Annotated in this window: 19 protein-coding genes and 1 pseudogene; 8 read left to right on the top strand and 12 right to left on the bottom strand. The window is 71.8% G+C overall.

From position 1 onward, the window contains the following. Positions 1 to 154: 154 nt before the first annotated feature. Entirely contained in the window at positions 155 to 1,159 is a 1,005-nt protein-coding gene (locus ACZ7CD_RS27490; protein WP_470380023.1) for a GDSL-type esterase/lipase family protein, read from the top strand. Here ACZ7CD_RS27490 and ACZ7CD_RS27495 read toward each other — a convergent pair. The 4 genes from ACZ7CD_RS27495 to ACZ7CD_RS27510 form a co-directional block, all read right to left on the bottom strand. Further along, positions 1,143 to 1,268 (bottom strand): hypothetical protein, encoded by a 126-nt coding sequence (locus tag ACZ7CD_RS27495; RefSeq protein WP_470374836.1) that lies wholly within the window; start codon positions 1,266 to 1,268, stop codon positions 1,143 to 1,145. The two genes, ACZ7CD_RS27490 and ACZ7CD_RS27495, sit on opposite strands and share 17 nt — an antisense overlap. A gap of 138 nt (positions 1,269 to 1,406) precedes the next feature. Further along, positions 1,407 to 4,181 carry a hypothetical protein gene (locus ACZ7CD_RS27500; RefSeq protein WP_470380024.1) on the bottom strand — a complete coding sequence of 925 codons (2,775 nt, stop codon included), beginning with the start codon at positions 4,179 to 4,181 and terminating at the stop codon, positions 1,407 to 1,409. A gap of 173 nt (positions 4,182 to 4,354) precedes the next feature. Beyond that, the gene (locus ACZ7CD_RS27505) at positions 4,355 to 5,032 is read right to left on the bottom strand and encodes a hypothetical protein (protein WP_470380025.1); all 678 of its coding nucleotides are present in this window, start codon (positions 5,030 to 5,032) and stop codon (positions 4,355 to 4,357) included. Next, positions 5,029 to 5,400 (bottom strand): YchJ family protein, encoded by a 372-nt coding sequence (locus tag ACZ7CD_RS27510; RefSeq protein WP_360396473.1) that lies wholly within the window; start codon positions 5,398 to 5,400, stop codon positions 5,029 to 5,031. Before ACZ7CD_RS27510 ends, ACZ7CD_RS27505 begins: the two co-directional genes overlap by 4 nt. A 96-nt stretch (positions 5,401 to 5,496) precedes the next feature. Here ACZ7CD_RS27510 and ACZ7CD_RS27515 point away from each other — a divergent pair, with 96 nt between their 5' ends. Continuing rightward, positions 5,497 to 6,057 carry a DivIVA domain-containing protein gene (locus tag ACZ7CD_RS27515; protein ID WP_360396472.1) on the top strand — a complete coding sequence of 187 codons (561 nt, stop codon included), beginning with the start codon at positions 5,497 to 5,499 and terminating at the stop codon, positions 6,055 to 6,057. Between the two features lie 27 nt (positions 6,058 to 6,084). On the opposite strand, the gene ACZ7CD_RS27520 is transcribed toward ACZ7CD_RS27515, so the two are convergent. Genes ACZ7CD_RS27520 through ACZ7CD_RS27530 form a run of 3 tightly spaced genes read right to left on the bottom strand, consistent with a single transcriptional unit; the run spans position 6,085 to position 11,887 of the window. Next, positions 6,085 to 6,609, bottom strand: coding sequence for a GNAT family N-acetyltransferase (locus ACZ7CD_RS27520; protein ID WP_360396470.1), 525 nt, complete (start codon positions 6,607 to 6,609; stop codon positions 6,085 to 6,087). Continuing rightward, entirely contained in the window at positions 6,610 to 9,090 is a 2,481-nt protein-coding gene (locus tag ACZ7CD_RS27525) for a DNA gyrase/topoisomerase IV subunit A (protein WP_470380026.1), read from the bottom strand. It abuts the gene before it with no gap. A 34-nt stretch (positions 9,091 to 9,124) separates the two neighbouring features. Beyond that, complete coding sequence (locus ACZ7CD_RS27530) at positions 9,125 to 11,887, bottom strand: ATP-binding protein (RefSeq protein WP_470380027.1); 2,763 nt, start codon at positions 11,885 to 11,887, stop codon at positions 9,125 to 9,127. A 451-nt stretch (positions 11,888 to 12,338) separates the two neighbouring features. Here ACZ7CD_RS27530 and ACZ7CD_RS27535 point away from each other — a divergent pair, with 451 nt between their 5' ends. Genes ACZ7CD_RS27535 through ACZ7CD_RS27550 form a run of 4 tightly spaced genes read left to right on the top strand, consistent with a single transcriptional unit; the run spans position 12,339 to position 16,994 of the window. Continuing rightward, entirely contained in the window at positions 12,339 to 12,704 is a 366-nt protein-coding gene (locus tag ACZ7CD_RS27535; RefSeq protein WP_470371184.1) for a hypothetical protein, read from the top strand. 23 nt (positions 12,705 to 12,727) lie between these two features. Continuing rightward, complete coding sequence (locus ACZ7CD_RS27540; RefSeq protein ID WP_458431366.1) at positions 12,728 to 14,326, top strand: DUF4331 domain-containing protein; 1,599 nt, start codon at positions 12,728 to 12,730, stop codon at positions 14,324 to 14,326. A gap of 26 nt (positions 14,327 to 14,352) precedes the next feature. Further along, complete coding sequence (locus tag ACZ7CD_RS27545) at positions 14,353 to 15,615, top strand: tetratricopeptide repeat protein (RefSeq protein ID WP_360396461.1); 1,263 nt, start codon at positions 14,353 to 14,355, stop codon at positions 15,613 to 15,615. Continuing rightward, on the top strand, positions 15,612 to 16,994 hold the full coding sequence (locus ACZ7CD_RS27550) for a nickel/cobalt transporter (protein WP_470380028.1): 1,383 nt from the start codon (positions 15,612 to 15,614) through the stop codon (positions 16,992 to 16,994). The genes ACZ7CD_RS27545 and ACZ7CD_RS27550 overlap by 4 nt, the downstream gene beginning before the upstream one ends. A 62-nt stretch (positions 16,995 to 17,056) precedes the next feature. Here ACZ7CD_RS27550 and ACZ7CD_RS27555 read toward each other — a convergent pair whose 3' ends face one another. Together ACZ7CD_RS27555 and ACZ7CD_RS27560 are read right to left on the bottom strand one after the other, a co-directional pair. Continuing rightward, positions 17,057 to 17,812 carry an anti-sigma factor family protein gene (locus ACZ7CD_RS27555; protein ID WP_470380029.1) on the bottom strand — a complete coding sequence of 252 codons (756 nt, stop codon included), beginning with the start codon at positions 17,810 to 17,812 and terminating at the stop codon, positions 17,057 to 17,059. 216 nt (positions 17,813 to 18,028) lie between these two features. Beyond that, a complete protein-coding gene (locus ACZ7CD_RS27560; protein WP_360396455.1) occupies positions 18,029 to 18,781 on the bottom strand; it encodes a TetR/AcrR family transcriptional regulator in 753 nt (250 codons plus the stop codon). Between the two features lie 101 nt (positions 18,782 to 18,882). Between ACZ7CD_RS27560 and ACZ7CD_RS27565 the strand changes: the two genes are divergently transcribed. Both ACZ7CD_RS27565 and ACZ7CD_RS27570 read left to right on the top strand, forming a co-directional pair. Beyond that, the gene (locus ACZ7CD_RS27565) at positions 18,883 to 19,821 is read left to right on the top strand and encodes an ATP-binding cassette domain-containing protein (RefSeq protein ID WP_470380030.1); all 939 of its coding nucleotides are present in this window, start codon (positions 18,883 to 18,885) and stop codon (positions 19,819 to 19,821) included. Then, on the top strand, positions 19,818 to 20,606 hold the full coding sequence (locus tag ACZ7CD_RS27570; protein ID WP_458431362.1) for an ABC transporter permease: 789 nt from the start codon (positions 19,818 to 19,820) through the stop codon (positions 20,604 to 20,606). The genes ACZ7CD_RS27565 and ACZ7CD_RS27570 overlap by 4 nt, the downstream gene beginning before the upstream one ends. Before the next feature lie 119 nt (positions 20,607 to 20,725). Here ACZ7CD_RS27570 and ACZ7CD_RS27575 read toward each other — a convergent pair whose 3' ends face one another. The 3 genes and pseudogenes from ACZ7CD_RS27575 to ACZ7CD_RS27585 all read right to left on the bottom strand — a co-directional run bounded on the left by ACZ7CD_RS27575 (position 20,726) and on the right by ACZ7CD_RS27585 (position 22,941). Further along, on the bottom strand, positions 20,726 to 20,947 hold the full coding sequence (locus ACZ7CD_RS27575; RefSeq protein WP_470371190.1) for a hypothetical protein: 222 nt from the start codon (positions 20,945 to 20,947) through the stop codon (positions 20,726 to 20,728). Between the two features lie 296 nt (positions 20,948 to 21,243). After that, positions 21,244 to 22,050 (bottom strand): annotated as a pseudogene (locus ACZ7CD_RS27580) (carboxylesterase family protein); the annotation flags it as partial. 33 nt (positions 22,051 to 22,083) lie between these two features. Next, entirely contained in the window at positions 22,084 to 22,941 is an 858-nt protein-coding gene (locus ACZ7CD_RS27585) for a bile acid:sodium symporter family protein (protein WP_360396449.1), read from the bottom strand. Positions 22,942 to 22,979 lie beyond the last annotated feature (38 nt).

The following is a 22,979-nucleotide window of genomic DNA, read 5'->3' on the forward strand; positions in this document are numbered from 1 at the left end:
GCTTCCGTACTCTCCTGGCGCACGAAAGGCCCCCACGCGCAGCAAGCAAGCCAGCGGAGTGCACGCGGGGAGCTTTCGTACTCTCCTGGCGCACGGGAGGTCCCCGCGTGCGGCAAGCGGGCGGGCGGGGAGGGGGTCGGTAGGCTGGTGTGCGATGCGCAGAGTTCTTCCGCTGATAGCGATCGTCGTGCTGGCGATCGTGCTGGTCGTGAGCGACCACCCGTTCCCGCCGCCGTCCGACCCCGACCGCGAGTCCAGGACGGCGGTGGTGGCGCTCGGCGACAGCACCCTGTCCGGTGAGGGCGCCGGCTCCTACGAGCCGGGCACGAACGGCGAGGAGGGCGGCAACTGGTGCCACCGCTCCAGCGAGGCGTCGATCATGAAGGCGCGGTTCGAGGCCGACGAGCGGTTCAACCTGGCCTGTTCGGGCGCGAACTCGGACCGGCTGCGCACCCAGCAGCTGCCGGAGCTGCGCAGGATCGCCGGCTCCCATCGGGTCGTCGTGCTCGTGGTGGCCGTCGGGGCCAACGACGACCCCAAGTTCGCGGACATCCTCAACACGTGCGTGCAGGCGTGGGGTGCGCGCAGCGACTGCACGGCGAAGGTGGCGCCGGAGTGGACCAAGCGGGTCGCGAAGATGGTGCCGAAGGTCGAGAACACGCTGAACGCGATCCGCCAGACCATGCGCGACTCGGGCTACCTCGACTCGTCCTACCAGCTCGTCGTGCAGTCCTACGCGGCGCCGGTCGCGCCGAACGTGCCGAAGTCGCTGCAGAACCTGTCCGGCTGCCCGCTGCGCACCGGTGACCTGGAGTGGGTCGTCGAGGAGGGCGTGCCGGAGCTGTCGAACGGGTTGCGCGTGGCGGCCGGGAAGGTCAACGCCCGGTTCCTCGACCTGGCACGGGCCGGTGAGGGCCACGAGGCGTGCGCGGGCGGCTCGTCACCGGAGGAGGAGTGGTTCACCCGGCTGACGCTGGACTGGGACGGCCTGAAGGACGACCGGCGGTCGGCGCACGCGTGGCAGGAGTCGTTCCACCCCAACGCCCGCGGGCACGAGCAGCTCGCGAACTGCCTGAGCGAGTTCCTGGCCGCCGACGAGCGCGACGGGGCCTGCGTGCCGAAGCTCGACGGCACGCTCGGGCTCACCACCGAAAACTGACCTCGCGCGGCCAGCCGGGGTTGCCGGTGTGCGCGAACGCGGCCCACGCCCGTGCGATGTCGCCGCGGAACACGGCGGGCACGTCCGCGCCGGGGTGCGCGTAGACCAAGCGGTAGCCGCCGGCCTGCTCGGCGAGGCGGGTGCCGGTCGCCGAACGCGCCGGTCGGCTCGCCGTCGCAGTCCACGGGCGGACGCAGGCGCAGCGGGCCGACCGCCGGTTCGGCGTACCGGATGCCCGGGTGGGCGGTCAGGCCTGCACCGCGGCGGCCGGCACCGACGGCAGCACGCGCAGGTTCGCGGCCGCGCGTTCCAGCCGGGACAGCACGCTGGGCCGCAGGTTCGCGATCTCCTGGTCGGCCGCGGGGCCCGCGACCTCCTGCAGCAGCACCTGCATCGGGTGCTCGCCCTCGGCCTCGGAGACCGCGAGCACCCGGAACGTGGTGCTGGGCGGGAAGACGACGCGTTCCTCGGTGGCCACGGCGACGCGGTCGGCGACCTCGACCCTGCGGCCGGTGACCGACCACAGCAGGTACTCGACCGCGCCCTCGACGCGCTGGACGGGGTTCGCGACGGCGTCCAGCAGGCCGTGCTCGACCAGGACGTCACCGCTGCGGTAGCGCCGCGGCCCGGTCGGGCCGGTGACACCCCACACGGTCGCCACGCCGTTGTGCACCGGCAGCCGGTTCAGCCCCGAGACGATGCACGCGACGTACGGGCGCAACCGGCCCAGGCGGCCCATGCGCAGCGTCTCGACGACCATCTCCTCGTCCTGTGACACGCACGCGAGCAACGCCGTCAGGTCGGTGACCATCGCCTCGAACGCCGCCGGGTCCTCCTCGGCGTCGGGTCGTTGCGCCAGCAGCCGGCACACGGTCGCCGCGTGCGCGCCGTACCGTTCGCCCAGCGCACGGCGCACGGCGTCGCGTTCGACCTCCGAGCTGCTGTGGTCGGGTGCCACGGTCTCGCGGTCGCCGGTGCCCTGCGCGGGCTGCTCCCACAAGGCCAGCGGCTGGGCGGGCAGCGGCCCGTCGACGCGGAACCGCACTGCGGCGGCGTCCGGGTCGGACGACGGGTAGGCGGCGTCGTCGGGGTCGGCCAGCGCGTGCGACGTCACGGCCGCCATGGCCGGACCGCCCTCGACGGCCGCGGCACCGAAGGCGGGCCGGGCCGGCTGTTCCGGATCAGCGCCCACCGCGGCGAACGCGACCCGGACCGTCGCCTCCTGGTCGACCGGCACACCGACGAACACCGGGCGGGGCGACTCGGGCTCGGCGAACGCGGACCGGGCAGGCTGGTCGGTGTCGACCGGGATGCCGGCGAACGTGGCGCGCGGTGCCTCGGGTTCGTAGGCGGGTCGCGGCTCGTAGTCGGCCGTCACCCCGGCACCGAAACTGGGCCGCGCCGGGTGGTCGGGCTCCGCGTACGCCGGTCGCTCCGATCCCGCAGGCGTCACCCCGGCACCGAACGTGGGCCGCTCCGCATCCGCTGGCGTCACGGCCGCGAAGAAGCCGGTGCCGTTGTCCGCGGAGTCGCGCTGCGACAACGCGTGCGCGGCCGCACCGAGCGCCGCGGCGATGGTGGCGGACGACCCGGTCTTCGCCACCGGTGGCGCTTCGGCGGGCTCGGCGAACCCGCCGTCCACCGCGGCGTGGGCCGGGGCGGCGTGCTGCGGCACCGAGGGGGGCGGCGGAGGCGGCGGTGACACCTTCGAGTCGCAGAAGACGACTCGAAGCAGCTTGCGGACCTCGGGCTCAAGGCGTTCCACGAGAGCAGCGCCGTGCACCGCGACCGCACCGGGCGTCGTGCGCCCTGGCGTGCCCACGGTCAGACGTGCCCATTCCGGGTCCACGGCCTGAGAGCGGACCTCGGCGGCGTTGTACGGCTCGTCGTGCTCGCGCACCCACAGACCCGAGGGCACGACTTCGAGCACCACGCCGTCGCCGAGCGAGAACACGCCCGGCGAGACCTCGCTCAGGCCCGGCACCGGCGTGCGGTAGCCGGTCACGACCGGCACGCTCTCGTGCGGGACGCACTGCACCTCGGTCACGAACGGCCGCCACGTCTGCTGCCCGCGCGGGTCGACCGCGATGACCGCGGGACCGCCGCCGCGCAGGTTGCCGACCGGCAGGCCGGTGAACGCGGCGATCGGCTCGCCGAGTTCGTCGGCGACCAGCTTGCCCAGCTCGGCGTCGACGCCGTAGGGCACGAGCCGCACCCGCGACCGGGCGGCCTGGGGCAGCGCGGTGAGGAGCCGGCAGACCTCGTCGGTCGGGATGGCCGGCTGGCCAGGCCCGCCGACGACCACGGTCAGCACGTTGTCGCGGCACGGCAGCGCCACGATGGGGCGGGCGTCCGGGGCGGACGGGTCGAACGGCGGCTGCTGCGCGCGCAGCCACAGCCCCGACGGGATGGGTTCGGAGACGCCGACCTCGCCGGTGGGCCACGGCGAGTTCGGGTCCATTGCCTCCCACTGCGGCACCGGGAAGCGGCGGCCGAACGGCATCGGCGAGGCGTTCGGCTGGAACCGCACCCAGCTGCCGTAGCCCTGGGAGCCGACCACGAACGCGGCACCCGGCACGGTCGTCAGCACGCCGTCCGGGGCCACGACCTCGGTCTGCAGCTGCTCGGCCAGCCACTGCGCGGGCGCGGTGGGGCGCATCGTGCCGGCGTGCGAGACGGCGAGCCGGACCGGCCCGCGCCCGTTCAGCGCCGTCACGACGTGCGGCCAGAACGTGCTCTGGTCCCCGCTGGGGAAGTCGACGACGACCACGGTGCGACCGCGGTCGGCCGGCAGTGCGCGCGCCAGCCCGGTCGCGCCCTGACCCGGTCCCTCCGGTGCGGAGACGACGAGCGTGGCACCGACGAAGTTCGCCGCGTACGGCGTCCGCTGCGGCTGCGGCGGCTTCGGCGGCTCCGGTTCGTACTCGTACGACGACGGGGCCTCGTAGGACGCCGGCACCTCGTAGGTGGGCGTCGGCTGCTCGGCCGGTTGCAGGGCCTGTTCCTGGGCCTGTGCGTGCATCGGCTGCACCTGTTGCGTCTGTTGGTCGCCGCGGGCGGCGGCACGTCGGCCCATCAAGCGCCTGATCACCTCCGTGCCATCCCGTTCACTCGCCCTTTCGGTGGAACCGGGCAACGGTCGTGCACGCTATCAACACGCGTCAGCGCTCCGTCACCCAGTCGGGTTATTTGGTGTCATCCGATCGAGACCCACACCGCGGTCGCCCGGCCGCACACACCGTCCGGGCCGATGATGGCCGACGCGGAGTACGCCTTGCGCCCCTCGCGGCCGAGCTCCCACGCGAGCAGCACGTGGTCCACGTCCAGCTCGACCGGCCGCTCCACCTGCGCCACGAACGTGCCGAGCACGAACGCCGGACCGCCGTCGGGGGCCACCGGCTGGGCCGACGGGCAGTCCAGCGCCGCCCACACGACCTCGGGCAGCACGTGCCCGCCCTCGTGGGGCAGGACCGCGGTCGGGCGCCAGACCCCGGCCCACTCCTCCCGGCCCGCGAGCGGCCCGAGCAGCGCGCCGATGCCGTCCTCGCGGTCGGGGCCGCAGCCGAAACAGGTCGGGAACGGGTGCCGGTCGCGCCACGGCACCTGCGCCGCCGCCGCGCGGGCCTCCGCCAGCGTGGGGACGGCAGGGACCACCAGGTCGAGCGCCGCCGGTGCGGCCGAGGCGATCACCACGTCACCGTCGAGCAGCTCACCGTCGCGGACCCGCATCTCCCGGTCCAGCGGCACCGGCTTGCGCAGCCGCACGCTCACCGGACCGGCGCCGACGTGCGCGGCGAGGCGGCCGGAGACGTAGCCGCCGTTGCCCGTCCCCGGCGGGCCGTTGAACCGGCTCCCGATCGTCACGGTCGTCACTTCTGGTCACCCTCCAGGTACACCCACTGGCCGTTCTCCCTGATGAAGCGGCTGCGCTCGTGCACGACACCGCCCACGTAGTGCGCCCGGAACTCGACGACGCCCTCGTTCTGGAGCAATCCGCCGTTCTCGGTCGCCAGCACCTCGAGCTTCAGCCAGCGGTCGTTGTCGCCGGTGCCCGCGTCCGACGGCCGGTGCCGCGAGTGCCAGGTGCGCAGCAGGTAGTCCTCATCGGACAGTGCGAAAGCGCTGTACCGGGAGCGCATCAGCTGCTCAGCGGTCGCCGCCGTGCGGACGCCGGAGTGGAGCGCACCGCAGCAGTCCACATAGGACTGGCCGGTGCCGCAGGGGCACAGTTTGGTGGTCACGTCCACATTGTGCCCGGTGAACTCGGTAGAACCGATGCCGCACCGCGTACGTACCCCCTGTCAGGACTGACTCGCGGGAGGCATGGGAGGCCGCACGTGACCGTCGAGAGCAGGGCGGACCTGGTTCCGCTGCGCACGTGGTTCGGGCTGCGCTGGCGCGGCTACGACCGGGACGAGGTGGACGACTACGTCGCCGAGCTGGAGGCCGAGCTGCGCCTGGTCACCGCCGACCGCGACGCCTCCGAGGCCCGCGCCGACGCGCTGGCCAGCAGGTTGATGTCGGTGCAGGAGGAGAACACGGCGCTGCAGGACGGCCTGCACCGCATCTGCCTGACCCCGATCGACCTCAGGGGCCTGCCCGAACGGCTCGCGCGCATGGTCGCGCTGGCCGAGGAGGAACGCCGCGAGGTCATCAGGGACGCGCAGCTCCAGGCGTTGATGATCGTCGGGGAGGCCGAGTCGCGCGCCCGCGGCCTCGAAGAACAGGCCGCGGCCCAGCGCGAGGAGGTCCGCGAGGACTTCCGGCTCGCCATGTCCGCCCGCCGCGCCGAGGCGATGCGGGCCCTCGCGGAGCTGCGCGACGTCGCACTCGACGAGGCGGACCGGATCGTCGCGGAGGCGAGGGTGCGGCGCGCGGGGATCGAGCACGGCGGATGACGCGGCCCCGCCCCGCGCGGACGGGAGCTACGGCTCCTGGTCGAGGTCGTGGAAGTCCGGCACGGTCGTCGTCCCCGTGCGCCAGTCGTGCCGGAGCACCGCGTACCCCACCGAGTCGAACCGGCGGCCCTCACCGTCCGGCCACGCCCGGCGGTAGTGCGCCTCCTTGACGTAGCCGCACTGCGCGAACACGCGGCGCATCGCCAGGTTGTCCTGCCGGGTCGTGGCCTCGATCCGCTGCACGTGCGCCAGCTCGGTGAAGAGCTTGTCGGTGAGCCAGCGGACCGCGGCCCTGCCCAGGCCGCGGCCGCGGTGCCGTGCGCCCACCCGCAGGTCGAACATCGGCGTCTCGTCCCCGAGGTCGAACAGCCGCACGATCCCGGCCCGCTCCCCCGCCACCTCGATCCAGTACGTCTCGTCGTAGTACCCGGACCGGACGCGGTCGAGCACGTCCGCGCGGTCGACGGTGGCGTTCGCGTGGAACGGCCACGGCTCGCCGGCGAGGAAGTCGGCCAACGCCTCCGCCTCGCCGGCCTCGAACCGCCGGAACACCTAGTCCCTCTCGATCAGGTGGCCCACCACGTCCGGACCGGGGTGCGCGTGCCCGGACCCGTCGCGGCGCGGGTCGATCTCCGGCAGCTCCACCGGCGTGCCCTTCACGTCGGACCCGGCCGGTCGCGACCCGATCCACGCCACCACCAGGTGCGTCTCGCCCTTCAGGAACCGCTGCGACCGCACACCGCCGGTCGCGCGCCCCTTCGCCGGGTACTCGGCGAACGGCGTGACCTTGACGCTCTGCCCGCTCGACGTGACCACCATCGGCTCGCCGTGCTGGCCGTCACCCGTCTTGACCGCGCCGAAGAACAGCACGTGCGCGTCACCGCTGAGGTTGATGCCCGCCATGCCGCCGCCCTTGAGGCCCTGCGGCCGCACCAGCTTCGCGTCGTAGCGCAGCAACGACGAGTCGGAGCTGACGAACGCCAGCGCCTCCGTGCCGTCGTCCAGCCAGGTCGCGCCGACGACCTCGTCGCCGTCCTTGAGCGTGATGACCTCGAACTCGTCCGACCGCACCGGCCACTCCGGCGAGCACACCTTGACCGTGCCCAGCTTCGTGCCCAGCGCGATGCCCGGCGAGGACCCCGGGTCGAGCGGCGCGATGCCGACGACCTTCTCGCCCTTCTCCAGCGGCACCAGCTCACTGGCCGCCATGCCGCCGCGCAGGCTCACCGTCCCGCTCTGCTCCGGCAGCACCGGCAGCGGCAGCACGTCCGTCTTGAACGCCCGCCCCCGGTTCGTGACCAGCACGACCTGACCGCGCGCCGTGGAGTGCACCAGCGCGGCCACCGCGTCGTGCTTGACCCGCCCGGCCCGCCGCTTGCCCTCCGACGCCTCCTCCGACTCCGCCGCCGTGCGCGCGACGAGCCCGGTGGCGCTCAGGATCACCTGGCACGGGTCGTCCGCGACCTCCAGCGGCCCGGCCGGCTTCGACGCCGCCAGCACCTCCTTGAGGTCACCGTCGATGAGGCTCGTCCTGCGGTCCCCGCCCAGCTCCTTCGCCACCGCGGCCAGCTCGCTCGACACGAGCTTCTTCAGGACGCCGTCGTCCTCCAGGATCGCCGTCAGCTCCGCGATCTCCCTGGTGAGCTTGTCCTGCTCGCCCTCCAGCTCGATCTTGTCGTATCTGGTGAGGCGCCGCAGCGGCGTGTCGAGGATGTAGGACGCCTGGATCTCCGAGAGCGTGAACTGCTTCATCAGGCCGTCCTTCGCGGCGGCGGCGTTCTCGCTGCCCCGGATCAGCTTGATGACCTTGTCGATGTCGAGCAGCGCCCTGAGCAGCCCCTCGACCAGGTGCAACCGCTCCTCGCGCTTGCGCCTGCGGAACTTCGTCCTGCGCGTGACGACGTCGTAGCGGTGCCGCAGGAAGACCTCCAGCAGCCCCTTGAGCCCGAGCGTCCGCGGCTGCCCGTCCACCAGCACCAGGTTGTTGATGCCGAACGACTGCTCCATCGGCGTCAACCGGTACAGGTCCGCGAGCAGCGCCTGCGGGTTCACCCCGACCTTGCACTCGATGACGAGCCGGATGCCGTTCTCGCGGTCGGTCAGGTCCTTGACGTCCGCGATGCCGGTCAGCCGCTTCGACTTGTTCACCTCGTCGGTGATCTTCTCGACGATCCGCTCCGCACCCACGCCGTACGGCAGCTCCGTGACGGTGATGGCCTGCCGCCCGCGCGACCCCTCCAGCGGGCCGATCTCGATCTTCGCGCGCATCCGCACGACACCGCGACCGGTCTCGTAGGCCTTCCTCACCTCGTCGAGGCCGAGCAGGATGCCACCGGTGGGCAGGTCCGGTCCCGGGACGAACTCCATGAGCTTGTCGAGGTCGGCGTTCGGGTGCGTGATGAGCCACCGCGCCGCACCCACCACCTCGCGCAGGTTGTGCGGGATCATGTTCGTCGCCATGCCGACCGCGATGCCGGACGTGCCGTTGACCAGCAGGTTCGGGAACGCCGCCGGCAGCACGCTCGGCTCGTCCAGCGAACCGTCGTAGTTCGGACGGAAGTCGACCGTCTCCTCGTTGAGCTCGCCGACCAGCTGCATGGCGACCGGCGACATGCGGCACTCGGTGTACCTGCTCGCCGCGGGACCGTCATCGGGGCTGCCGAAGTTGCCGTGGCCGTCGATCAGCGGCTCGTTGAGGCTGAAGTCCTGAGCGAGACGGACCAGCGCGTCGTAGATCGCCGTGTCACCGTGCGGGTGGTACCGGCCCATGGTGTCGCCGACTACGCGCGACGACTTCACGTACGGGGTGTTCGGCCGCTGCCCGTTCTGGTTCATCGAGAACAGGATGCGGCGGTGCACCGGCTTGAGGCCGTCCCGCGCGTCCGGCAGAGCCCGCGAGTGGATGACCGAGTACGCGTACTCCAGGTACGAGTCCTCGATCTCCGTCTTCAGCGAGTTGTCGAGCACACGGGCACCGGCCCGGTCGAACGCGGCCGGATCGACCTTGGTCGTGGGTCCCTTACGGCGTGCCATGACTTCGTAACTCCGTCTGTTCTCTCGAGAAGGCTTAGAGGTCGATGGCCGACTGGTCGACCCGTGCGGCGGACTCGACGAGCCAGTTGCGGCGCGGCTCGACCTTCTCGCCCATCAGCAGCTCCAGCGCGACCTCCGCGGCCTCGACGTCGTCCATCGTGATGCGGCGGACACTGCGGGTCGCGGGGTTCATCGTGGTCTCCCACAGCTCGTCCGCGTCCATCTCACCCAGGCCCTTGAACCGCGGCACCGGCGTCACTACCTGCTTGCCGGCCTTCTCCAGCCGCGCGACGGTCTGCTCCATCTGCCGCTGGGTGAAGGTGAAGTGCGTCTCGGCGTTGCGGCCGCGGGTCATGACCTTGTGCAACGGGGGCATGGCCGCGTAGAGGCGGCCGTCCTCGATCACCGGGCGCATGTACTTCGCGAACAGCGTGATCAGCAACGTGCGGATGTGGCTGCCGTCCACGTCCGCGTCGGCCATCAGGATCACCCGGCCGTAGCGCATCTGGGAGATGTCGAACGTGCGGCCGGTGCCGGCGCCGAGGACCTGGACGATGGAGGCGATCTCGGCGTTGCGCAGCGTGTCGGCGAGGGACGCCTTCTGGACGTTGAGGATCTTGCCGCGCAACGGGAGGAGCGCCTGGTACTCGGACACGCGGGCCATGCGCGCGCTGTTGTGCACGAACACACCGGCTTCGAGCGCGAAGTTGTGGTAGCCGTCCACGGTCAGGTCGTAGACGTCCTCGCGCTCCGGCAACGCCTCGACAGCGGCGACCGCGTGGTTGACCAGCGTCGCCGCTTCCCGCAGCCGGGCGGAGTGGGCGGCCCTGTCAGCGTCGCTCAGCCCGGCGTACCGGTCCTGGAAGTCCTGCTCGATGCGGGCGCGGAACGCCGGGTCGTTGTTGCGCTTGTCCACGTCCACGTGGTGGCGGACGTTGCCGTTCGCGGCGCTGTCGAGGCCGTGGCGCAGGTTGTGGGCATCGGCCAGGTAGTGGGTGTAGACCCATTCCTGCCGGTCGTTCATCCACACCCGCTCGTAGCCGTCGAGGTTGTGGCCCTCGGCCTTCGACGACACCGACCGGTAGAGCGGCATCAGCGAGTCGCCGGGCTGCAGCGCGTCGGCGCGGCGGTACGAGCCGTCGCGCAGGCGGAACAGGTGGTCGGGGGTGCAGCGGACCGACGCGCCGTTGTCCAGGGTGACGCGGACCAGCGGGGCATCCCTCTTCGTCAGCCGCGGCTCGACCAGCGGCACGACGACCACGCGGCCGGCCTTGTTCGTCGCGTAGCCGAAGTGCGTCACACCGCGCTGCCAGTCGTCGACCAGTTCCAGGAACGACAGCGACTTGCCAGACGCCAGCGCGACCTGCGTCTCAGCGGTGAAACACCCGAGGGCGCTGTCGCCCTCCACGAGGAAGAGCTCAGACCGCGACACACCCGTGGTCCGGCAGTCCACCAGCTTCGCCGGCATCGCCGCGCCTTCGAGCGCCGTCTTGCGCCGGGCCGCGTCCTTCTGCTGCTTCTGGGTCAGCCGGACGCGGGAGGCGTCGACGACCTTCTGGAGCACGGTCTTGGCCTCGACCTTGGTCCTGCGGTCCTCGGTCCAGGCGCGCACCTGCTGGTCGACGATGCCCTGCAGCACCTTGGTGATGCCGGCGGTGGACAGCTCGTCCTTGGTCTGCGAGGTGAACTGGGGTTCGGGGATGCGGACGTGGACGACGGCGGTCATGCCCTCCAGCACGTCGTCCAGCGTGGGCGGGTCCTCCTTGGGCTTCAGCAGGCCGCGGGTCTTGGAGATGGCGTCCTGGACCGCCTTCAGCACGGCGCGGTCGAAGCCGCGGCGGTGGGTGCCGCCGTGCACGTTGCGGATGGTGTTGGTGAAGCACTCGACGGTGCGGTCGTAGCCGGTGCCCCAGCGCAGGGCGACCTCGACCTCGGCCTGTCGCTCCACTTTGGACCGCATGACGCCGTTCTCGTCGGCGGCGTTCTCGAAGTAGGTGCCGGTGCCGGTGATGACGAGGGTGCCGGAGACGGCGCGGTCGCCGGAGGGGGCCAGGAAGTCGACCATGTCGGTCAGGCCGTTGGGGTAGTGGAAGACCTCTTCGGAGATCGCGTCTTCCAGCGCCGACTTGAGCACGTAGGTGACGCCGGGCACGAGGAACGCCGTGTTGCGCAGCTTCATGCGCACGGTCTCGACGTCCAGGGAGGCGCCGTTCTCGAAGTAGCGGGCGTCGTACCAGTAGCGGATGGAGGTGCCGGTCGACTCGCCGCGCTTCATCTTGCCGACGACGTTCAGGCCGTTCTGGCGGGTGAACGCGGCCTTGGGGCCGGGGCCGTCGAAGACGCCGGGGACGCCGTGGGTGAACGACATCTCGTGGACCTTGCCGCCGCGGCGGACGGTGACGTCGAAGCGGTGGGAGAGGGCGTTGACGGCGGAGGCGCCGACGCCGTGCAGGCCGCCGGAGGTCTTGTAGCCGGAGCCGCCGAACTTGCCGCCCGCGTGCAGCTTGGTGAGGACCAGTTCCACACCGGACAGACCGGACTTGGCGTGCACGTCGGTGGGGATGCCGCGGCCGTCGTCGTCGACCTGGACGCTGCCGTCGGCGTGCAGGGTGACGACGATCTTGGTGGCGTGGCCGGCCACGCCCTCGTCGGTCGAGTTGTCGACGATCTCGCTGAAGAGGTGGTTGATGCCCCGGCTGTCGGTCGACCCGATGTACATGCCTGGCCGCTTGCGGACGGCCTCGAGACCTTCGAGGTGCGTCAGGTCGTCGGCCCCGTACAGGGTCTCAGCGGTCACGGGTGGTGCTCCCTGGATTGTGTGCGGACTGCCAGCAGGGTATCCGCCTGGACCGACAATTTTCCGCAACGGTGGTGCCCTTCGACCCGCAGGGCGGGTGACGTCGACCTCGCGCGCCGGTCAGGCGGTCCCGAGAAAGCCTGCTGACCTGGCAAGACGCGGTTCACCGGCCCAAACGACCACGGCGACCGGGCGGTTGTCGAACGTCACGGGCCCGAGCGCGCCCCGAGGCCGGGTGCCCGAGCACGTGCGGGGTCGGGCGAGGGACCGGATCAGGCGGTTGCGATCGTCCACTGTGGACCGGAAACCGGCGGGTGCTCCCGGTCGGCGGCGGGGGCCGAGGTTGCGCGCGTGACCCAGCCGAGACCTTCCCGACACTGGTCCGTGAACCGCTGTGAACGGCGGCACGTATGCCCCGGTGTCAGATCGACGACCGGGACGGGGTGATCGCGTGCGGCACGGTGTGGACCCGGGTCCCTTCCAGCAGACCGCGCACAGCCCGTCCTGCTTCGAGCCGGCCAGGACGGGCGCGGGTGAGCCGGTGGGCTTCCGCATCCCGCGCAACCCGCACTTCCCGACCCCGCAGACGTTCGAGGAGCCGGCGGAGAGCCTGCGGCTGCTGTCCCGGCACCGGGTCCTCATCCGCGAGTGCGGCACCGAGCTCGGCATGAGCAGGGTCTTCGCGCGCCTGGTGGTCCGGCCGGAGTCCGACGTCGAGCGGCTCGTCGAAGGCATCCGCGACTTCACCAGGGCGAGGTGGACCTCAGCGCACTCAGCCCACCCCGGCGAACCCCCGCTGCTCATGCACAGCGCCTGACCCCCTCGAAAGGCAGACCAGAGATGTCGTCACCGCACGTCCTCAGCGGTCGGCGCGGCCAGGTGGCCGCGGCCGCGCTGGTGGCAGCCACCCTGCTCAACGCCGCCCTGTTCGGCGGATCCGGTGCCACCGCGTCCTCCCACCGCGAGGCACCGCTCATCGCCGGTGACCCGGCCGTGGACAACACGGACCTGTACGCGTTCGTCAGCCCCGACCACGGGGACACGGTCACCCTGGTCGGCAACTGGTTCCCGTTCCAGGAGCCCAACGGGGGCCCGAACTTCTTCCCGTGGGCCACGGACGCGCAGTACGACTTCAACATCGACAACGACGGCGACGCCAAGGCCGACGTGGTGCTGCGCTGGCAGTTCCACGACGACGACCGCCGCAAGAACAACACGTTCCTCTACACCAACGGCCAGGTGGACTCGCTCGACGACGAGAACCTGCTGTTCCGCCAGCGCTACGACATCGAGGCGATCTACGAGAACGGCCAGAAGGTCAAGCTCGTCGACAACGCCCCGGTCGCGCCGTCGCCGAACGGCCCCGCGTCGATGCCGGACTTCAAGAAGCTGCGCGACCAGGCGACGGTGCAGCTGCCCGGTGGCGGCAAGGTGTACGTCGGGCCGGCCGAGGACCCGTTCTTCCTGGACCTGCGGGTGTTCGACCTGCTCTACGGCGGGAACCTGAGCGAGGTCGGCCAGGACACCCTGCGCGGCTACAACGTCAACACGATCGCGATCCAGCTGCCCAAGCACGCGCTGGCGCTGAAGAACGACGCGAACCGCAACCCGAACATCGGCATCTGGAGCACCACGCAGCGCCGCACCATGAAGCTGTCGCCGGGCAAGGCGGAGGCGGTCGGTGACTTCGTGCAGGTCTCCCGCCTGGGCAACCCGCTGGTGAACGAGGTCGTGGCGCCCGCGGGCCTCAAGGACGCGTTCAACGGCCTGCGCCCCGACCAGGACGCCGGGGTGAAGGAGCTGGTGGACCGGGTGGTGAACCCGGAGCTGCCGAAGCTGGTCGAGGCCATCTACAAGATCCCGGCGCCGAAGGGCCAGCGCGACGACCTGGCCGAGATCTTCCTGACCGGCATCAGCACGAAGATCGGCGCGCAGATCAACGCCGACCTGAACTCGCAGATCAACAACGCCGACGTCGACAAGCACCGGTTCCGGCCCGCGGAGATGCTGCGGCTGAACATGTCGATCAACCCCAACCCGAACCCGAACCGCCTGGGGCTGCTCGCCGGTGACACACAGGGCTTCCCGAACGGCCGCCGCCTCACCGACGACGTCGTGGACATCGGCCTGCAGGCGTTCGAGGGCGCGGCGGTGACGGGCAAGCTCGTCGAGGCGCTGGCCGCCGGTGACAAGGTCGACCAGAACGACCAGCCGTTCGAGGCGGCGTTCCCGTACGTGGCGCTGCCCCGCAACGGCACGGCCGTGAACACCTCGGGCACCACCGCCGAGGTCGCGGTGAACCCGGTCGGCCGGATCGGCAACCTCGACCCGATGGCGATGACCACCGCGGTCGGCTCGGCGCTGGTGTTCGGCGCGGGTTTCTTCCTGTGGCGCAAGCGCCAGACCCACATCCGCGAGTACGGGTCGCACTCGAAGTGAGGTATCAGCAGCGACAGGCCGTCGCGGTGGGTCTCCTGGTCACCGCGGCGCTTGTCCACCTGGTCGCCTCCGGTCCTGCCGGCAGCAGGGCCGGGGGCGAGCCCCCTGTTCCCGTGGTGGCGCAGCAGAACCAGCTGCACCGGGTGGTGCACCAGCTCCAGCAGCGGCTGCACCGGGTGCCCGACGACCCGGCGTCGTGGGCGCGGCTCGGCGCTTCCTACGTGGAGCTCGCGCGGGTCACGGCCGACCCGGCGTACTACGCGAAGGCCGAGGGCGCGCTGAAGAACGCGGGCGACACCGGTCTGGCCGCCGTCGGCATGGGCACGCTGGCCAACGCCCGGCACGACTTCCACGCCGCACGCGAGTGGGGGTTGCGGGCGGTCGCCGCCCTGCCGTCCTCCGCGGAGGGCTACGGCGTGCTGGCCGACGCGCTGACGCAGCTCGGCGACGACGCGGGTGCACAGGACGCGGTGCAGCGGATGCTCGACCTCAAGCCGAACACGGCCTCGTTCGCCCGCGCCTCCTTCCACCTGGAGCTCCACGGCGACGTCGACGGCGCCCGCGCCGCGATGACCCGCGCGCTGAACGCGGCCGCGACGCCCGAGGAGATCGCCTTCTGCCGGTACCGGCTGGGCGAGCTCGCGTTCGACCACAACCGGCTCGACGAAGCCGCTCAGCACTACGAACGGGGTCTGGCGGCGAGAGGAGACGACATGACCCTCACCCAGGGCAAGGCGAAGGTCGCGGCGGCACGCGGTGACGTCCCGGTCGCGATCGAGGAGTACCGCAGGCTCGTGGCCCGCGCTCCCCTGCCGCAGTACCTGCAGGAGTACGCGGAGCTGCTCGCGGCCGACGGCAGGGCGCAGGAGGCGGCCCGGCAGTACGACGTGCTGTCCGAGCAGCAGCGGCTGATGGAGTCGCAGGGTGCCTCCGACGACCTCGCCGCGGCGCTCGTGGCGGCCGACCGCGGTGACGGGGTGCGGGCGCTGCGCCGGGCCGAGTCGGAGTGGGGCAAGCGGCAGAGCGTGTTCGTCGCCGACGCGATGGCGTGGGCGCTGCACGTGAACGGGCGGGACGCCGAGGCGCTGGCCCACGCCGACCGCGCCGCCGCGCTGGGCTGGCAGAACGCGACGTTCTCCTACCACCGCGGCATGATCCTCGCCGCGCTCGGCCGGGTGGCCGAGGCGCAGGAGGCGCTGGTGCGGGCGCTGCGGCTGAACGCGAACTTCTCCCCGCTGCACGCGCTGAAGGCGGGCCGCAAGCTCGCCGAGCTGCGGGGCGGGCGGTGAGGTACGCCGTCATCGGCGCCCTGCTGCTGGCCGGGTTCTTCGGCCTGCAGGGCGAGGCCTTCGGGCACCCGCTGGGCAACTTCAGCGTCAACCACTACCACGGCCTGCACCTGCACCCCGACCGGATCGACCTCAGGTCGGTGGTCGACGTCGCGGAGATCCCGACGCTGCAGGAGAACCTGCGGGACCGCGACGCCGGGCGCTGGTGCGACGAGCTGGCCGGCACCGACCGGTCCACCGTGGACGGCCGGCGGATCACCTGGACCGTCGCCGGCGCCACCAAGGAGCACCCGGTCGGGCAGGCCGACCTGGTCACCACCCGGCTGGTCTGCGAGCTCACCGCGAAGGTCGACCTCACCCGGCCGGCCCGCCTGGAGTTCCGCGACGAGTCGAACACCGACCGGGTCGGCTGGCGGGAGATCACCGCCGCCGGCACCGGGGTGCGGCTCACCGGCTCGCCCGTGCCCACCGAGAGCATCAGCGGCGAGCTGCGGACCTACCCGGAGGACCTGCTCAGCAGCCCGCTCGACGTCCGCTCGGTCGCGTTCACCGCGCAGCCCGGTTCCGGGTCGGAGCCCAAGCAGGCCACCGGTTCCCCGATCCGGTCGTTCAGCACGACGGCCGCCGCCCTCAACGACATCCTGGGCAGCGACGAGCTCACGCCGTGGCTCGGTTTCCTCGCGCTGCTGCTCTCGCTCGTCCTCGGTGCCTCGCACGCCGCGCTGCCCGGTCACGGCAAGACGCTCATCGCCGCCTACCTGGCGGGCCGTCAGGGCACGCCGCGCGACGCGTTCGTCGTCGGTGCCTCGGTCACGGTCACGCACACCGGTGGCGTGCTGCTGCTCGGCCTGGTCGTCAGCGCCTCCAGCGCGCTGGCCGGCGAGCAGGTGCTGCGCTGGCTCGGGCTGGTCAGCGGCCTGCTGATCACCGGCATCGGCGTCCTGCTGCTGCGCTCCGCGCTGACCCGCGAACCCGCGCTCGCGGGAGCCGGACACGGACACGGGCACGGGCACGGGCACGGGCACGGGCACGGGCACGGACATGGGCACGGTCACGGGCACGGTTACGGGTACAGCCGGGCGAGCCTGATCGGCATGGGCGCGGCCAACGGCCTGGTCCCGTCACCCTCCGCGCTCGTCGTCCTGCTCGGCGCCGTCGCGCTCGGGCGCACCTGGTTCGGCGTGCTGCTGGTCCTCGGCTACGGCTTCGGCATGGCCGCGACGCTGACCGGCGTCGGCCTGCTGCTGGTGAAGGCCCGCGACCGGGTCGAACGGCTGCTGGACGGCCGTGCCACAAAACTGCTCTCGCATTGCGCACCCGTGGGCACAGCCGCGTTGGTCATCGTGGTCGGCGGGTGGCTCGCATTGCAGTCCGCATAAATGACATCAATGCGAGAAGGGCCCGCATTCCGAACAGAATGCGGGCCCTTCTTCGTCCGTTCCTACATGGTGGCCACGACGAACGGCTTGCCGTCCCCGTTCTCGACCGCCACCGACTTCACCTCGTCGAGGGGAACGCTGACCATGCCCCGCACGGTCACTCCCTCGAGCCGCCCCTTCTCGCTGGAGGTCCACACGTGGGCCTCCGTCCTCGTCCCGTCGGCGCCGATGACGACGAGCCTGCACCTCTGGGCGGCGGGCAGGCCCTCGATCCTCGCGGTGACCTCGTAGCGGTCCTGCGAGGACGGAGCGACCTCCGCGACCAGCCTGATCCCGCCCGAGGTCCCCTCGCCGCTGCGCGACGCGGAGATGGACGTGTCCGGTGCCCGGTTCTGCATGAAGACCGCACCACCGCCGAACGCCACCACCGCGGCGACGGCCGCGGCGGCGAGGTAGCCCGGCCAGCGCCGGGCCTTGGCGTGCTGCGGCTCCGCGAGCTCCTCCACCTGCCGCGGACTGGCTCTGGGCTGCGGGTCGGCCACCCGCGGCTGCGGGATGACCGACTCCTGCCTGATCTGCCGCAGCGCCCGCTGCAGCACCAGGTCCGACGGCGTGGGCAGGTCGTCTTCGAGCTCGTGCAGGAACACCTCGCGGGGCACCTCGTCGAGCGCCCTGCGGATCCGGTGGAAGTCGGCGACCTGCGCACGGCAGGAGGGGCAGCCCCTCAGGTGCTGCTCCACGCCATGGCTCTCCTGCGCGTCCAGAACGCCGAGCGCGTAGCAGCCAAGTGTGACCGCATCGTGCGCGCCAGCTGTCATGCGACCTCCTCGTCGTCCCGAATCGACCCCCGCGGCGAAACGGTGTCACAAGGAAAACGGGCGGACGGGAGTGCTCGGTTCAGCCCGTGAACGAGTTGAATCCGATTGCGCATAACAATGGCATTACGCAACCGCTCGACTCCGGTTCACCGGTGCGCTGAACAGCGCATTTCACTCGAACGGCCGACTCAAGTCCACCTCACCGGGCACACAGGACTACTGGCACGTCTCTCGACGAACCACCGGTCGTTCTCCGGATTCCAGGAACACCGCGAGACCGTCGAGAAGACGTGCGAGACCGAACTCGAACTCGTCCAGCGGCCGTTCGAAACCGCCCGTGTTCCAGATGTGGGTCATCATCGGCAGCCGGTCCGGCGTGAAGTGCTCCCAGAGCGCCTCCCTGCCGGTCCACCAGTCCTCCTCGGACACCCCGGTCTCGCGTTCCGTCCGCACGCGGTCGGCCATCGCGCGGCCGACCCCGTCGACGTGGTGGGCGACCGCCGTCACCACGGCCACGATCTCCTCCGGCCGCAGCCCCAGCTGCGAGACGGCGGCGTAGGCCGCGTCCCGGCGGGTCATGGCGTGCGGTCCCGGCATGACCCGCGAGGTGGTGAGCTGCAGCATCCACGGGTGCGCGCGGTACATCGCCCACATCTGGCGCGCGAAGAACTCCAGGCCCTCCCGCCACGGTCCGGGCGGGGTGCGCTCGGTCTCGCCCCAGGCCGCGTCGACCATCAGGTCGAGCAGCTCCGACTTGCCCGGCACGTGCCGGTACAGCGCCATGGCCGTGCTGCCCAGCGCCTCGGCGACCCGGCGCATGGTGAGCGCGTCGACCCCCTCGGCGTCGGCCACCTCCATCGCCGCCCCGACCACCCGCGACTGGCTCAGCGCCGCCTTCGGTCCCCTGGTCGGCTCCGCCGGCGGCGCCCACAGCAGGCGCACGCTGCGGTCCCGGTCGCTCTGCTTCACCCAGCCCCCTCGTCCACACCGCACTTGCCGGTGAATCCTAAAACCGTGTACAACGTACACCTCGTATACGTTGTACACAGTTCAGTCACGGGGGTGAGGACGTGGGACACGCGGTGCTCGCGGAAGGCCTGCGCAAGGGGTTCAGCGGGAAGGCGGCGCTCGACGGGTTCGACCTGGCGGTGCCGGCGGGAACGGTGTGCGGCCTGCTCGGGCCCAACGGCGCCGGCAAGACGACGGCGGTGCGCATCCTGGCCACGCTGCTGCGGCTGGACGGCGGCCGGGCCGAGGTGGCGGGCCACGACGTCGCGCGGGAGGCGCCGCAGGTGCGGCGGCAGGTGGCGCTGAACGGTCAGCAGTCCACGGTGGACGACGTGCTGACCGGCCGGGAGAACCTGGTCATGTGGGGGCGGCTCTACCACCTGTCCAGGAAGGAGGCCCACGCCCGCGCGGAGGAGCTGCTGGCGCAGTTCGGTCTGACCGATGCCGCCGACACGCGCGTGAAGGCCTACTCGGGCGGCATGCGGCGGCGCCTGGACCTCGCGTCGAGCTTCATCACGCGGCCGTCGGTGCTGTTCCTGGACGAACCGACGACCGGGCTCGACCCGCGCAACCGCGGTGAGGTGTGGCGGGAGGTGAAGCGGGTCGTCGCCGAGGGCACGACGGTCCTGCTGACCACGCAGTACCTGGACGAGGCCGACCAGCTCGCCGACCAGGTCGTGGTGCTCGACACCGGCCGGGTCGCCGCCCAGGGCACGCCCGACCAGCTCAAGTCCACGCTCGGCGGCGACCGGATCGAGGTCGTGGTCCGCACCGCGGAGGAGCTGCCGGTCGTGGCCGGTGTGCTCGGACCGGACGCCGAGGTCGACCACGACGCGTTCCGCGTGAGCGCGGCGGTCGCGGACCGGGTGGCGGCGCTGACGCGGGTGACCTCCGCGCTGGCGGCCCGCGGGGTGGAGGCGGAGGACATCGCACTGCGGCGGCCGACGCTCGACGAGGTCTTCCTGGCGATCACCGGCCACCGGGCGGAGGCGCGGGCGTGAACGCGGCCGGGTACGCGGCGGTCGACTCGTGGGTCGTCGCCAAGAGGGAGCTCGTCCACTGGGTGCGCGAACCGGTCAGGGTGTTCGCGAACCTCGCCTACCCGGTCATCTCGGTGCTGATCTTCGGGCTGGTGTTCGGCAGCGCCATGAACGTCTTCGGCGGCGGCGACTACATCGAGTTCCTGCTGCCGGGCATGTTCGGCCAGACCGTCGCGTTCGGCGTCGGCAGCACGCTGCTGATGGTGTCGATGGACGCCGACCGGGGCGTGACGGACCGGTTCCGCGCCTCGCCGATGTCGCAGACCGGGGTGGTGGCCGGGCGCAGCATCGCCGACCTGGTCAACTCTTCGCTGGAGCTGCTCGTGCTCGCGCTGTGCGGACTGGTGATCGGCTGGTCGTTCCACGACGGGCTGGTCAACGCGCTGCTGGCGTTCGCACTGCTGCTGTGGCTGCGGTTCGCGCTGGTCTGGGTCGGCATCTACGTCGGCCTGCTGGTGAAGCCGGCGGCGGCGCAGGCGTCGTGGATGTTCCTGTTCCCGTTGACGATGTTCGCGAACACGTTCGTCTCGCCGGAGCTGATGCCGGGCTGGCTGCGCGTGGTCGCGGAGTGGAACCCGCTGTCGTCCACGGTGGCCGCGGCGCGGGAGCTGTTCGGCAACCCCGGTGTCGGCGGTGACTCCTGGGCGGCGCAGCACTCGGTGCTGCTGGCCGTGCTGTGGCCCGCCGTGTTCGTGGCGGTCTTCTGGCCGCTGTCGGTGCTGAAGTACCGCGACCTCAACCGTTAGCGCCGCGCGGTAGCCGGTGCGGAAGTGGTCGGCGAGCCGGCGCCGGGCCGGGCGTGGTTGCCGCGGCACGGCTTTGCGCGCATCCGGCAGGTCGCACGGACGCGCGCCGCTCGGATCGCTCAGCCGGTCCAGAGGTCACACCGGTGGTCGGCCGGTGCGACCTGCCCGGTCGCGAAGACCCGGACGTCCTGGCGGGCCCAGCCGGGACGTCCGGTGCGCGCGAACCGCGTCCACACACCGGCCATCTCGTCCGCCAGCGCCCGTTGCCGCGCGGTGAGCTCGACGCCGCCGCCGCCGTAGCCGAACAGGGACGGCAGCTCCGAGCCGTGGTGGCGCCGCACGGGAACTCCGGCATCCCCTGGAAGGTCATCGGCGGGTCCGGTTCGGCGAACTCGTAGCCGAACGCGTGCGTCTGCGCGCGCAACTCGGCCGTCGGGCACACCGAGGTCATGTCCGAGAGCGCCGCGGACAGCGGCACCCGTTCGTCGCCACCGCGCGGTGGGTAGGCGGCGAGGACCCGCTGTGCCCCGGCCGGGCCGAACCCCTCGACCAGCGCCCGCTCGTACCCGGCGGCGTCGAGCGGTGGGAAGAACATCGCGGCGAACACCGAGAACTCGTCGCGAGCGGTTCCGGCGAGCACCGGGACCCGGTGGAAGCGGCCCTCCCGCAGTGCCGTGACCGGGTTCTCCGGCAACGCCTCCGTGCCGTGCGCGGGTGAGGAGAACAACGGCGTCAAGGCCTGCACCTGTTCGAAGCTGAGCGCGCGCAGGCAGGCGGCGTCCGGGCAGCCCGACGCCTGTGCACCGGCCCGTTCGACGTCCGCGCGGTGGGCCCAGGCGTGCTGGACCCGGCCCTCCCCCGCCGGGGTGCCGAACTGACACGGTCCACTCCGGATGATCGCCCGGTGGAACAACCCGCGCGTCCGGGGCGAGGTCAGCTGGGCGCACGTGGAGAGCCCGCCCGCCGACGCCCCGAACAGCGTGACGTTGTGCGGGTCACCGCCGAAGCCCCGGATGTTGCGCTGGACCTACTCCAGCGCGGCCTGCTGGTCGCACAGCCCGAACGCGCCGGACCCGGCGAGCCCGGGGAAGCCGAAGTACCCGAAGGCACCCAGGAGGCAGTTGACGGTGACGACGACGACGGAACCCCGGCGCACCAGTCGTTCGACGCCGTAGTCGGCTCCGGCGCCGGTGGTGAAGCTGCCGCCGTGGACCCAGACCAGCACCGGCCGGTGCGCGGCCCGCGGCGGCCTGGTGACGTTGAGGTACAGGCAGTCCTCTGCCTGGTCGCACCGCGGACCTGGCCGGTCCGCCTTCAGGACGCCCTGCCAGGGCCGGGCGGGCTGCGGGTCGCGCCAGCGGTTCTCCCCGACGGGGGCGCGGCGAACGGCCGCGAGCAATGTGGTTGTGGTTGTGGTTGTGGTTGTGGTTGTGGTTGAACGCATGTCACGCTCAACCCAGCCACAGCCGCAACCGCTTCAGCCGACCGCGGTCCTGTTCCGCGCCAGCAACTTCGCCGCGATCGCCGCCGGCAGGTACATCAGCACGCCGTACACCGCGGGCGGGATCGCCATCGTCTCGTCGTTCAGCACGGTGAGGGCGAGGGTGATCGCGATCGTGGCGTTGTGGATGCCGATCTCCATGGCGCTGGCGACGGCCTGCCCGCGGTCGACGTTGAACGCCTTGGGCGCGTAGTAGCCGATCAGCAGGCTGAAGACGCTCAGCAGCAACGCCACCGGGCCGAGCGTGGTGATGTTGTCGAGCAGCTGCCGGTGGGCCTGCGCGATCGCCGCGATGATGACGAGCACCAGCACCACCACCGACGCGACGCGCACCGGGTCGTTCATCCGCAGCGCCCACGCCTCGAACCTGCGCCGCACCAACATGCCGATCGCCACCGGCACCAGCACGATCGCGAAGACCTGCACGAACTTCGCCGGCTGCAGCCCGACCTCGGCGCTGTCCGCCATGAAGTGCGCCATGCTCAGCCCGACCACCAGCGGCAGCGTGAACACCGCCAGCACGGAGTTGATCGCCGTCAGCGTGATGTTGAGCGCGACGTCGCCGCCCGCGAGGTGGCTGAACAGGTTCGCCGACGTGCCGCCCGGCGACGCGACGAGCAGCATCATGCCGACCGCGAGCACGCCCTGGAGCCCGAACGCGAGCACCAGGCCGAGGCAGATCGCGGGCAGCACCACCACCTGGCAGACGAGAGCGATGACGGCCGCCCTGGGATATCTCGCGACCCTGGCGAAGTCCCCGGTGGTGAGCGTGAGGCCGAGGCCGAACATGACCAGGGCCAACGCCAGCGGCAGGAAGATCTGGACGACGAACACGGCGGCCTCCGCGGATTGTCCGGCTTGTGAGGTTCGAT

This window comes from Lentzea sp. NPDC036949 (genome assembly GCF_055608075.1).

What these genes read in the sequence shown, in the direction of transcription:
- ACZ7CD_RS27490 (WP_470380023.1), top strand. Translation starts at nt 155, where the DNA reads ATGCGCAGAGTTCTTCCGCTGATAGCGATCGTCGTGCTGGCGATCGTG.
- ACZ7CD_RS27500 (WP_470380024.1), bottom strand. Translation starts at nt 4,181, where the DNA reads ATGCACGCACAGGCCCAGGAACAGGCCCTGCAACCGGCCGAGCAGCCG.
- ACZ7CD_RS27525 (WP_470380026.1), bottom strand. Translation starts at nt 9,090, where the DNA reads ATGGCACGCCGTAAGGGACCCACGACCAAGGTCGATCCGGCCGCGTTC.
- ACZ7CD_RS27540 (WP_458431366.1), top strand. Translation starts at nt 12,728, where the DNA reads ATGTCGTCACCGCACGTCCTCAGCGGTCGGCGCGGCCAGGTGGCCGCG.
- ACZ7CD_RS27555 (WP_470380029.1), bottom strand. Translation starts at nt 17,812, where the DNA reads ATGACAGCTGGCGCGCACGATGCGGTCACACTTGGCTGCTACGCGCTC.